Origin of the sequence: Mesorhizobium silamurunense (genome assembly GCF_014843905.1) — a bacterium.
In the GTDB taxonomy this organism is placed as follows: Bacteria; Pseudomonadota; Alphaproteobacteria; order Rhizobiales; family Rhizobiaceae; genus Mesorhizobium; species Mesorhizobium silamurunense.
In genome coordinates this window covers 34,046-44,957 of sequence record NZ_LPVS01000260.1, presented here as the reverse complement: position 1 = coordinate 44,957, position 10,912 = coordinate 34,046, and the positions used below count along the sequence as shown (strand labels likewise).

At 63.2% G+C, this 10,912-nt stretch carries 11 protein-coding genes; 6 read left to right on the top strand and 5 right to left on the bottom strand.

Features of this window, described 5'->3' with window-relative positions:
- Positions 1-900, bottom strand: a 900-nt coding sequence (htpX, locus tag AU465_RS35880; RefSeq protein ID WP_192258225.1) for a zinc metalloprotease HtpX, incomplete at its 3' end; no start/stop codon positions are given.
- A 105-nt stretch (positions 901-1,005) separates the two neighbouring features.
- Between htpX and AU465_RS35875 the strand changes: the two genes are divergently transcribed.
- Positions 1,006-1,224, top strand: a complete 219-nt coding sequence (locus tag AU465_RS35875) for a DUF1674 domain-containing protein (protein ID WP_192258223.1) — start codon at positions 1,006-1,008, stop codon at positions 1,222-1,224.
- Positions 1,225-1,230: 6 nt separating this feature from the next.
- Here the strand turns inward: AU465_RS35875 and AU465_RS35870 are convergent, their stop codons facing one another.
- Positions 1,231-1,896 carry an HAD-IA family hydrolase gene (locus AU465_RS35870; RefSeq protein ID WP_192258221.1) on the bottom strand — a complete coding sequence of 222 codons (666 nt, stop codon included), beginning with the start codon at positions 1,894-1,896 and terminating at the stop codon, positions 1,231-1,233.
- A gap of 170 nt (positions 1,897-2,066) precedes the next feature.
- Here AU465_RS35870 and AU465_RS35865 point away from each other — a divergent pair, with 170 nt between their 5' ends.
- From AU465_RS35865 to AU465_RS35855, 4 genes are all read left to right on the top strand, one after another.
- On the top strand, positions 2,067-2,936 hold the full coding sequence (locus tag AU465_RS35865) for a transglutaminase-like domain-containing protein (protein ID WP_192258236.1): 870 nt from the start codon (positions 2,067-2,069) through the stop codon (positions 2,934-2,936).
- Between the two features lie 302 nt (positions 2,937-3,238).
- The gene (locus AU465_RS37595) at positions 3,239-3,796 is read left to right on the top strand and encodes a TadE/TadG family type IV pilus assembly protein (protein WP_312891364.1); all 558 of its coding nucleotides are present in this window, start codon (positions 3,239-3,241) and stop codon (positions 3,794-3,796) included.
- A gap of 148 nt (positions 3,797-3,944) precedes the next feature.
- A complete protein-coding gene (locus tag AU465_RS37590) occupies positions 3,945-4,649 on the top strand; it encodes a vWA domain-containing protein (RefSeq protein ID WP_312891363.1) in 705 nt (234 codons plus the stop codon).
- Positions 4,650-5,106: 457 nt separating this feature from the next.
- A complete protein-coding gene (locus AU465_RS35855; RefSeq protein WP_192258219.1) occupies positions 5,107-6,375 on the top strand; it encodes a class I SAM-dependent methyltransferase in 1,269 nt (422 codons plus the stop codon).
- Between the two features lies 1 nt (position 6,376).
- Here the strand turns inward: AU465_RS35855 and AU465_RS35850 are convergent, their stop codons facing one another.
- Complete coding sequence (locus AU465_RS35850; protein ID WP_192258217.1) at positions 6,377-7,126, bottom strand: MOSC domain-containing protein; 750 nt, start codon at positions 7,124-7,126, stop codon at positions 6,377-6,379.
- Positions 7,126-9,081: an acetate--CoA ligase gene (gene acs / locus AU465_RS35845; RefSeq protein WP_192258215.1), complete on the bottom strand. Its 1,956-nt coding sequence runs from the start codon at positions 9,079-9,081 to the stop codon at positions 7,126-7,128. The genes AU465_RS35850 and acs overlap by 1 nt, the downstream gene beginning before the upstream one ends.
- 307 nt (positions 9,082-9,388) lie before the next feature.
- Between acs and AU465_RS35840 the strand changes: the two genes are divergently transcribed.
- Positions 9,389-9,661, top strand: a complete 273-nt coding sequence (locus AU465_RS35840) for an usg protein (RefSeq protein WP_192258213.1) — start codon at positions 9,389-9,391, stop codon at positions 9,659-9,661.
- Between the two features lie 181 nt (positions 9,662-9,842).
- Here AU465_RS35840 and AU465_RS35835 read toward each other — a convergent pair whose 3' ends face one another.
- Positions 9,843-10,877 (bottom strand): aldo/keto reductase, encoded by a 1,035-nt coding sequence (locus AU465_RS35835; protein ID WP_192258211.1) that lies wholly within the window; start codon positions 10,875-10,877, stop codon positions 9,843-9,845.
- Between the last annotated feature and the right edge of the window lie 35 nt (positions 10,878-10,912).

The following is a 10,912-nucleotide window of genomic DNA, read 5'->3' as shown; positions in this document are numbered from 1 at the left end:
CTTATCGGCGGCCGACGGCGCCGGTGCCCCGCGCCGTGTGGCCTGCGGGGCGCCGCCCATCTCGCGCGCCATCTGCCGCAGGGCGGCGATGCGGTTCTCGGTGTTCGGGTGGGTCGAGAACAGATTGTCCATGCGCTCGCCGTGAAGCGGGTTGATGATGAAAAGATGCGCCATGGCCGGATTGCGCTCGGCGTTCGGATTGGGAATGCGCTCGGCAGCGCGCGCGATCTTGTCGAGCGCGGAGGCCAGCCACAACGGGTGACCGCAGATCTCGGCGCCGCGCCGGTCGGCCTCGTATTCGCGGGTGCGGCTCACCGCCATTTGCACGATCATGGCGGCAAAGGGTGCCACGAGCATGGCGACAAGCACGCCGACGAAGCCGAACGGGTTGTTGTTGTCGCGGCTGCCACCGAAGAAGAAGGCGAAATTGCCGAGCATGGAGATGGCGCCGGCGAGCGTCGCGACAATCGTCATGGTGAGCGTGTCGCGATGCTGCACATGGGCAAGCTCGTGCGCCATCACCGCCGCGACTTCTTCATCCGAAAGCTGCTGCAGCAGGCCGGTCGAGGCAGCCACGGCGGCATTCTCAGGATTGCGGCCGGTGGCAAAGGCGTTGGGCTGCGGGGTGTCGATCTTGTACACTTTCGGCATGGGCAAGCCGGCACGCCGGGTGAAGCCCTGTACTATCCTGTAGTATCTGGGGTCACTTCTTTCGTCGACCTCGAAGGCGCCGTTCATCGACAGCACCATCTTGTCGGCATTCCAGTAGCTGAACAGGTTCATGCCCGCAGCGAACAGTAGGGCAATCATCATGCCGCCCGTGCCGCCGATCAGAAAGCCGACGCCCATGAACAGCGCCGTCATCGTGGCAAGAAGCATGGCGGTGCGAAGCGTGTTCATCGTCTCTTCCGTTCGGCGTGGTGGCGTATAGGGGTCGATCCTGTCATCGTCATGGCTATATGATGGGAAACGCCGGTCCCCGTTTCAATCGGCAGGAAATATCGCATGACCGAACAACCCAACAAAACCGAAACCGCCGAAGGCGACGAGCCGCAAAAGACGCTGACGCCGGAGGCGCAGCGCGCATTGGCGGAAGCCGAAGCCAGGCGAAACGCATACCGCGAGGCGGAAGCCCGCCTGCCGAAGGAGATCGGCGGCCGCGGCGGCAAGGAACCCGGACGCTACGGCGACTGGGAGGTGAAGGGTCTGACCAGCGATTTTTAACGAGAACTAGGCCGCGTCGCGTTGCGGCCCGATGACCATCCAGCCATTGTCGTCCATGGCGACGCCGAGCGCATCGTAGGTGGCGATGCTGGCGTGCTGCGTCACAACCGGATGGACGTGCGTGGCGCTGATCACCATCACCGAGGCGCCGGAAGCTTCGCCCGCCGCGATGCCTGCCGGAGCATCCTCGAAGACAAGGCAATCGCGCGCCTCGACCCCAAGACGCTTTGCCGCCAAGCGGAAGCAGTCGGGCGCCGGCTTGCCGCGGGTGACGTCCTCGGCCGAAACCATCATGGCGGGCACCGGAATGCCGGCCGCCGCAATGCGCAGCAGCGCCAGCTCCCGGGGCGCCGAGGTGACGATGGCCCAGCGTTCCGGCGGCAGCGACTTGAGAAACGCCACCGCGCCCGGGATCGGAACAATGCCGTCGAGGTCGGCGGCCTCGGCCTTGAGCAGCGCATCGGCTTCGGCCAGGGGATCGATACCTGGGAGTTTCAGCGCCGCGATCGTCTCTCTCGCGCGCCTGCCATGGATCGTCGGCAGGAAACTCGCCACGTCGAGGCCATGGCGGTGTGCCCATTCGGTCCAGACCCTTTCCGCCGCAGCGATCGAATTGAGGACCGTGCCGTCCATGTCGAAAAGGAAGGCGGCGAATTTTCTGCCTGGAAACATCGGATATCCTGGGAATCGTTTTCGGGGAGGGCGAAACGCTGTTGCCATGGTAACCGCCGCGGCGTTGCCTGGAAAGGCGCATGCCGGTCATTTCGACTCGCCACAGGAACAAGAGCCGCGTTGCCGCGTTCTCCATGCCGACTTCCGACATCACAAAAAGGGGGAACGCGATGCTGATCCGGCTCGGCTACGAAATCGCTATCGAATGCGTCGCGGCGACGCCGATCATCTCGCTCCTCGATATCCACCCCGACCGCCATGCCGATATCAAACGGCAGACGCGCGTGCTCACCTCGCCTTCCGTGCCGACCCGGACCTATCGCGACCGCCATGGTAATATCTGCCGCCGCTTCACTGCGCCGGCCGGCGGTTTCCGCATCCTTTACGATGCCGTGGTCGAAGACAGCGGCGAGACCGACGAGGTCAATACCCTGGCGCGCGAAACACCGGTCGCGGATCTGCCGGATGACGTGCTGGTCTACCTGCTCGGCAGCCGCTATTGCGAGACGGATCACCTCAGCGACCGCGCCTGGCAGTTGTTTGGCCATCTGCCGCCAGGCTGGGCGCGCGTGCGGGCGATCGTCGACTATGTCCACAGCCGGCTCTCTTTCGGCTACGGCTATGCCCGCGCCACACGCACCGCGGCACAGGCGCATGAGGAGCGCGTCGGCGTCTGCCGCGACTTCGCGCATCTCGCGATCGCGCTCTGCCGCGCCATGAACATTCCGGCGCGCTATGTGAACGGCTATCTCGGCGATATCGGCGTGCCGGCCGATCCCGCGCCGATGGACTTCTCGGCCTGGATGGAAGTGTTTCTCGACGGCAAATGGTACACGTTCGACCCGCGCCACAATTGCCCCAGGATAGGTCGCGTCGTGATCGCGCGCGGCCGTGACGCCACCGACGTGCCGCTGCTGCACAGCTTCGGCCCGCACAAGCTCGCCCTGTTCAAGGTGTGGACTTATGAGCAGGAAGGCAACCGTTTCAACCCACCGCATCATGGCCTCGACCGTACGATAAGCGCGCGGATGCTGGCGTAAGCCGGGCGGCTGTTTCACTACGGCTCCAGCGCCGCTGCTGACCCACTTCGGCACAGCCGACGCTGTGCCGAAGCTGGAAGGGCCGCAGTCGCTCCGCAGAACATGGTAAGCGCTTCCTGAACGCTGTTTCACCGCCGCCTTTTCGTTTACCCGCCGTTCACCTTCCTGTCCGCTGAAATCAAGCAAAACAACGCGTTAAGCTGCCGTTAAGCGTCTTTCGGCTGGCCGGCGGCCGCGCCTGGCCGAAATCCTGCAACGCCTCCGTCGAGCGGCATCGATCCGCAAACAATGGGGGCGGAAAGATGCGGCAGTTCAAAGGTCTCGTTCGTGGGGTGAACGGCTTTGCCCGGGATCGCGGAGGCAATTTCGCGGTTCTGTTCGGGGCTGCCGCATCGATCCTGGCGCTGGGGGCGGGATTCGCGGTCAATATCGCGCAGCTCTACAATGCGAGATCGAGTTTGCAGAGCGTCGTCGACGCCGCTGTGACCTCGACGGCACGCGATCTCACCCTCGGCGTCATCAAGGAAACCGATGCCAATGCGTCGGTGCAGGCATTCCTCGACGCCAACAGCACGGCCGGCATCCTGCAGGCCGACCAGATCGTGCTCGACAAGCTCATGATCGACAGGACAGCGAAGACGGTGCAGGTGGACGTGCATGCCGATATCGGCCTCTATTTTCCATTGTTCAGCGTCGGCGATATGCAGCGCGTGGCGGCGTCCACCACCGCGCTCTATTCCGACAAGAAGATCGAGGTGGCGATGATGCTCGACATAACGGGATCGATGGCCGCTGACTGGAGGGCGACAAGATCGGCGACCTCCAGGACGCGGCCTCGAATGCGGTCAAGGATCTTCTGAAACAGAACCGCGACCCCCGCGATCCGCGCGTGCGCGTGGCACTCATTCCGTATGCCGAAGCGGTGAATACCGCGGTCTCTCCGGCAGCGTCTTCGTCGAGGAGAAGGGTGGGCCAGACCTGCCGCCGCCATTGGACGCGCCGGTTTCGGTGTCGGCGACACCGCCGAAGGATAAATGCGCCACCGAACGCAAGGACAAGGACGGCTATGCCGACGCTTCGCCCGATGGGCCTTCCACGTCGCGGTGGGACAACAACGGCAGAGAGTACCTGGCCAAAGTCAATCGCGACGATCATATGAAAAACTGCCCGGCTCCAGCGCTCATTCCGCTGACGGCAGACGAGGATAAGCTGCTCGACACGATCGACGATTTCTCCGCGGCCGGTGTAACGGCCGGCGGCATCGCCGCGCAGTGGGGCTACTATATGCTCTCGCCCTCATGGCGCTCGACAATCAGCAACGCAGGGCTCGGTGCAGGTCCCGCCAATTTCGACAAGAGGAAAGTCGCCAAGGTCGCCATCCTGATGACGGACGGTCAATTCAACACGGCCTTCGCTGGCGCTCGCGGCGCGCCCAAATCAGAGAATGGGGGCCAGATGTCGCGTGGCAATGCCGAAAGCATTTGCGACAACATGAAGCGCGACGGCATCGAGATTTTCACGATCGGCTTCGATCTCAATGATCCGGACATGACATCGACCGAGCGGGATCAGGCCAAGAGCGTCCTTCGGGACTGCTCCAGCACGGACACATCTTCGCTGAAGCATTACTACGAGGCTGCGACCGGTACGGAACTGCAGCAGGCCTTTGATGATATCGTCGAAAATATCGAGCGCATCACCGTCGCCAAATGATCCTTTGAGCACCGGACGCTAGTTCCTAGGAAACGCCGCTTCACACACTTCCTGGATTGTTATCGGTCCAAACGGAAAAGGCCGCCGCTTCTTGACGAAGCAGGCGGCCTTCCGTGTTTCCGTCCATGACGCGGCTCCTGGCGGCGACCCCTTCGGGTCACCTGCCGCGCGTCTCGCGCCTTAACGGGAAGACTGCTTCCCGGAAGTGCAATCCGCTGAGCTCACGTTATGGAAAACGAAATCACTCGACATCGGATCACCTCCTTTCGGTTTGTTGAACACATCATCATGATGGGGTGCGCCGGAGCAAAAGACAAGGTGACGTCGCGGAACGGCCGTGCCCAGGCTAGGAAATCCTCCTCCCGCGGTGTTTTTGCGCAACAGTCGGGATTGCGGTCCACAGGCCGGTGGACGACAGTGGCGCTCAGGGGCGGAATCGACGCATCGGGAGGTGGGAGTGGACGCTGCCGATAGAGCTGCGCGGATCGTGCGAACGGTCGTCGAGACGCTGAAGCCCGGCTTTGCGGTCAGGCTGTGGACCGGCGAGCGGATCGGCCCCGCCGACGGTCCGGTGCTCGCCATCAACGACCAGGACATCGTCTGGCAACTGGTTCGGCGGCCGGCCTTCTCGACGCTGGTCGAGATGTGGATTTCCAAGACCGTCGACATCGAAGAAGGCACGCTGTTCGATTTCTACGCTCTGCCTTCGCAGGGCAAGCTCAAGACGAAGCTCAAATCGCTGCCCAAGCTGGCGATCCTGCGCGACCTGCCAATGGTGTTGTTTTCGCGAAAGCAGATGACGGCGCGCGGCGATCTCTCCGGACGTAACCCATATGTCAGCGGATCGAACAAGGAGGCGATCCAGCATCACTACGACATCTCGAATGCCTTCTACCGGCTCTTCCTCGACGAGCGCATGGTCTACAGCTGCGGCTACTTCCGGGATTTCGCTAACGGCATCGACCAGGCGCAAATCGACAAGCTCGATCATATCTGCCGCAAGCTCAGGCTGAAGCCGGGCGAAAGGCTGCTCGACATCGGCTGCGGCTGGGGCGCGATGCTCATCCATGCGGCGAAGAACTATGGTGTCGTCGGCCACGGCGTTTCGCTGTCGCAAGCGCAGACGGACCTTGCGCGCGAGCGCATTCGCGCCGAGGGGCTGGAGGACCGCATCACCATCGAGATAAAATCCTATGCCGAGCTCTCCGGCACTTTCGACAAGATCTCGTCGATCGGCATGTTCGAGCATCTGGGGCTTGCCAACCACGCTGCTTACTTCTCGGCCGTGCATCGCTTGCTGAAGCCCGGCGGCATCTATCTGCACCACGCCATCACCAGGCGCAGCAAAGGCGACATCAGGAAGACATTGCGCAAGGGGCCGGAATACAAGGCGCTGATCAAATACATCTTTCCCGGCGGCGAGCTCGACACGATCGGCATGACGCTCGGCAATCTCGAGGCGCATGGCTTCCTGGTCCATGACGTCGAGAATCTGCGCGAGCATTATCAGCGCACCTGCCGCCTGTGGGCGGAGCGCCTGTATGCCCGCTTCGACGAGGCGATCGCCGAGGTGGGCGAGGCGAAGGCGAGGCTCTGGCTGCTTTATCTCACCGGCTGCTCGATCGCCTTCGAGCGCGCCTCGGCGCAGATATTCCAGACCGTCGCCACAAAGCGCGCACGGGGGCCGAGCGGCCTGCCGCCGACGCGGGCCGATCTGTATCGATAGCCTACAGGAACCGCATCGGCGCGCCGATCTCCACCCGCGCCGGCCGGTCGACTGTGCAGTAGACGCCGATATTGTGGGCGTTGTGGCGGACGAGGTTGCGCAGGATGCCGGGATCGTTGTCGAAGCCGTCCTGGGCAATGATGGTGAAGCCGCAGCGGCGGCAGGGCTCGGAGACGGTGAGCAGGAGATCGCCGACCGCGAGCTTGCGTCCGATCCATTCCGTCTCCGGGAAAGAGCCTTCGACGGGGTCCATATCGACGACGATGTTGGGACGGAAACGGCGCGGATCGGGCACGCCTTCCGGATGCAGCGCCTTCAGCCTTGCCAGCGAGGCGGTGGTCAGCAGATGGATCGGCGCCTTGCGGTAGCGGGCGGCGGTCAGCGGGCCGGCATAGGTCGGCGACGCGTTCTCCTGGCCGAACGGCCGGATCGACGCCTTGAAGCCGAGATAGTTCGAAACGGCGCCATCGCTTTCGATCCCAGGGGCCGCCAGCCAGTCGCCGTCTGGCACGGCCACCTCGAGCTTCATGTCTGCGGCCAGCCTGGTGCGGATGCGTGGCACCTTGTGCCATTTGACGTCGCGGTCGGGCCGCGCGATCTCATTGTCCGTGGCGTCGACCAGGCCGAACATGCGATCGCCTTCGATGCTTTCGATGCCGACCGAGATAGCGTCGAGACGCTCGCCGGCGAGCGAGCTCGCCGGATAGCGCCAGAGCTGGCTGACGGTGCCGAGTGCCGCCCGGTCTGTCATCAGGCCCTTTTGTTCTGCCGGTTGGCGACGAGGTCGTCGACTACGGCCGGATCGGCCAGCGTCGAGGTATCGCCGAGCGCGCCGTAATCATCCTCGGCGATCTTGCGCAGGATGCGCCGCATGATCTTGCCCGAGCGGGTCTTGGGCAGGCCCGGCGCGAACTGGATCTTGTCGGGCGTGGCGATGGCGCCGATCTCCTTGCGGACGTGGGCGACAAGCTCCTTGCGCAGATCCTCGCTCGACGTGCTGCCGGCCATCAGCGTGACGTAGCAGTAGATGCCCTGCCCCTTGATGTCGTGCGGATAGCCGACGACGGCGGCTTCCGAGACCTTGTCGTGGCTGACCAGCGCCGACTCCACTTCCGCCGTGCCCATGCGATGGCCGGAGACGTTGATGACGTCGTCGACGCGGCCGGTGATCCAGTAGTAGCCGTCGGCGTCGCGGCGGCAGCCGTCGCCGGTGAAGTATTTGCCCTTGTAGGTCGAGAAATAGGTCTGCACAAAACGGTCGTGGTCGCCATAGACCGTGCGCATCATGCCGGGCCAGGAATCGGTGATGCAGAGATTGCCGTCGGCGGCCCCTTCGAGCACCTGGCCGTCGCCGTCGACCAGCTGCGGCTTGACGCCGAAGAAGGGCCGCGTCGCGGAGCCCGGCTTGAGGTCGGTGGCGCCCGGCAGCGGCGTGATCAGGATGCCGCCCGTCTCGGTCTGCCACCATGTGTCGACGATCGGCACCTTGGCGTTGCCGACGACGTTGTAGTACCACTCCCAGGCTTCCGGATTGATCGGCTCGCCGACGGTCCCAAGCACGCGCAGCGACTTGCGCGAGGTCTTCTTCACATGGCTGTCGCCGGCGCCCATCAGCGCGCGCAGCGCCGTCGGCGCTGTGTAGAAGATGTTGACCTTGTGCTTGTCGATGACTTCCCAGAAGCGCGACTGCGAGGGGTAGTTCGGCACGCCTTCGAACATCAGCGTGGTGGCGCCGTTGGCTAAAGGTCCATAGACGATGTAGCTGTGGCCCGTGACCCAGCCGACATCGGCGGTGCACCAGTAGATGTCGCCGTCGTGGTAATCGAAGACATACTGGTGCGTCATCGAGACATAGACGAGATAGCCGGCGGTGGTGTGCAGCACGCCCTTCGGCTTGCCGGTCGAGCCCGAGGTGTAGAGGATGAACAACGGGTCCTCCGCCTTCATCTTCTCCGGCTTGCAGTCGGCCTTAACGGTCGCCGCCTCGTCGTGGTACCAGACGTCGCGGTCTGGCACCCAGCCGGTCTTGCCGCCGGTGCGGCGAACCACCACCACCTTCTCGACCTTGGTACCGGCCTTGGCCGCGATATCGATCGCCTTGTCGGTATTGTCCTTCAGCGGGATCGGCTTGCCGCCGCGCAGGCCCTCGTCGGCGGTGACGACGATGGTCGACTTGCAGTCGTCGATGCGGCCGGCGAGAGCGTCGGGCGAGAAGCCGCCGAAGACGACCGAGTGGATGGCGCCGATGCGCGTGCAAGCAAGCATCGCATAGGCCGTTTCCGGGATCATCGGCATATAAATGGTGACGCGGTCGCCCTTCTTGACGCCGTGCTTCTTCAGCACATTGGCGAAGCGGCAGACATGCGCGTAAAGCTCGTTATAGGTGATCTTCCTGTCGTCATAAGGGTTGTCGCCCTCCCAGATGATGGCGGTCTGGTCGCCGCGCTTCTTCAGATGCCGGTCGATGCAGTTATAGGAAACATTGGTCTGGCCGTCCTCGAACCACTTGATCGAGACCTTGCCGTCGAAGGAGGTGTTCTTGACCTTGGTGAAGGGCTTGAACCAGTCGATGCGCTTGCCGTGCTTGCCCCAGAACTTGTCCGGGTTCTTCATGCTGTCGGCATACCATTTGAGATAGGTGTCGTTGTCGATCAGCGCATTCTTCTTCCACGCCGGCTGGACGCGGTGGACATGGACATCGGACATTTTTCAGCTTTCCTCCGGAACCGTTCCGCTGGCTTGACGTGCCGGCGGCATCGCGGCGAAGCGGCCGCGAATTCGCGGGCATTATTAACAGTTCCGCCGTGACGGCAATATTAGACGTTGGATTCGCGCGGCGGGATGACGCAGGGGCAACCGCGAAACGCTGTCAGCACTCGCCGCGTATCGCTGCTAAGCATATGTTTTTTCGTGACAAAACCGATGGCGATCACTAGAATATCAATAGACGGGTAAGCAATAGCGCGCACAATTTCGTGTTGGGAGGAAAGGAGAATCAAATCTGGGGGCTGCAATGCGCGATCATTCCGAAATGGACCTGATGCTGAGAGGCTATGGGCTGACCACGGCCAAAATCCTCTATCACTTTCCCGACCACCCGCATTTGCTGCAGAGCTTCATCTGGCAGGACTACGACATCGCGCCGAAGTTTCCGGTGCTGATCCGCTTCATCGAATTCTGGAAGACGAAGCTCGACGGCCCGCTGCATTCGGTCACCTACACGCACCAGAAGCTGATCGCGCCGAACGAGTGGCGGAAGGTGGACGGGGAGTTCGTGCTGCATTAGGTGCAGTAGCGCAGGAATCTTATCGACCGCGAGTGATTGGTGGAAACGCCTATCGCTTCGTCATCCTCGGGTCTTCGCGACGCCGCTTCGCGGCTGCTCCCGCCCCGTGGATGACGAAGTTGAGGGGCTTCGCTACTCCCAAATGTCCATGATGATCCCGAAACGAAGGACCGCGACTTAATCACACCGCCGGCGGATTGAGCCGGGCAAAGCCTTCCTGGCGGCGATAGGGGAAGTAAGGATAGGGCGCGGTCACCGCGCTTGCATCATCGAGCGCCTTCATCTGCTCCGGCGTCAATGTCCAGCCGACGGCGCCGAGGTTCTGGCGCAATTGCTCCTCATTGCGCGCGCCGATGATCACGGACGACACGGTCGGCCGCTGCAAGAGCCAGTTGATGGCGACCTGCGGCACGGTCTTGCCGGTTTCGGCGGCGATGGCCTCGAGCGCATCGACCACCCGATAGAGATGCTCGTCCTCGACCGGCGGGCCGAAGCTCGCGGTGTCGTGCAGGCGGCTCTTTTGCGGCAGCGGTTGGCCGCGGCGGATCTTGCCGGTCAGCCGGCCCCAGCCGAGCGGGCTCCACACCAGGGCGCCGACGCCCTGGTCGAGGCCGAGCGGCATCAGTTCCCATTCATAGTCACGCCCGACCAGCGAGTAGTAGACCTGATGCGCGACATAGCGCGGGTAGCCATGCTTGTCGGCAAGGCCGAGCGATTTCATGACCTGCCAGCCGGAGAAATTGGAGACGCCGACATAGCGCAGCTTGCCCGAGCGCACGAGGTCGGCCAGCGTCGACAGCACTTCCTCGATCGGCGTCGCGGCGTCAAAGGCATGGAGTTGCAAGAGGTCGATATAGTCGGTGCCGAGGCGCTTCAGCGCCGCGTCGACGGACCTGATCAATCGCGAACGGGAAGAACCGTAATCGGCCGGGCCGTCGCCCATCGGCAGCGCGGTCTTGGTCGAGATCAGCACCGCTTCGCGGCGGCCCTTGATCGCTTCGCCGAGCACCTCCTCCGACGCGCCGTTCGAATAGACGTCGGCCGTGTCGAAGAGATTGACGCCGGCCTCCAGGCAGATGTCGACGAGCCGGCGAGCTTCCTTGGCGTCGCTGTTGCCCCAATGGCTGAACAGCGGCCCGGAGCCGCCGAAGGTTCCGGCGCCGAAGGAAAGCGCCGGCACTTTCAGGCCGGATGCGCCGAGACGTCGATAGTCCATGATCTTGCTCCTTATGATCTTGAGGGCGGATTTGG

Coding starts and splice junctions, on each gene's coding strand:
- AU465_RS35870 (WP_192258221.1), bottom strand. CDS start 1,896: ATGTTTCCAGGCAGAAAATTCGCCGCCTTCCTTTTCGACATGGACGGC.
- acs (WP_192258215.1), bottom strand. CDS start 9,081: ATGTCCGATGTCCATGTCCACCGCGTCCAGCCGGCGTGGAAGAAGAAT.
- AU465_RS37595 (WP_312891364.1), top strand. CDS start 3,239: ATGCGGCAGTTCAAAGGTCTCGTTCGTGGGGTGAACGGCTTTGCCCGG.
- AU465_RS35850 (WP_192258217.1), bottom strand. CDS start 7,126: ATGACAGACCGGGCGGCACTCGGCACCGTCAGCCAGCTCTGGCGCTAT.
- AU465_RS35835 (WP_192258211.1), bottom strand. CDS start 10,877: ATGGACTATCGACGTCTCGGCGCATCCGGCCTGAAAGTGCCGGCGCTT.
- AU465_RS35840 (WP_192258213.1), top strand. CDS start 9,389: ATGCGCGATCATTCCGAAATGGACCTGATGCTGAGAGGCTATGGGCTG.
- AU465_RS35875 (WP_192258223.1), top strand. CDS start 1,006: ATGACCGAACAACCCAACAAAACCGAAACCGCCGAAGGCGACGAGCCG.
- AU465_RS35865 (WP_192258236.1), top strand. CDS start 2,067: ATGCTGATCCGGCTCGGCTACGAAATCGCTATCGAATGCGTCGCGGCG.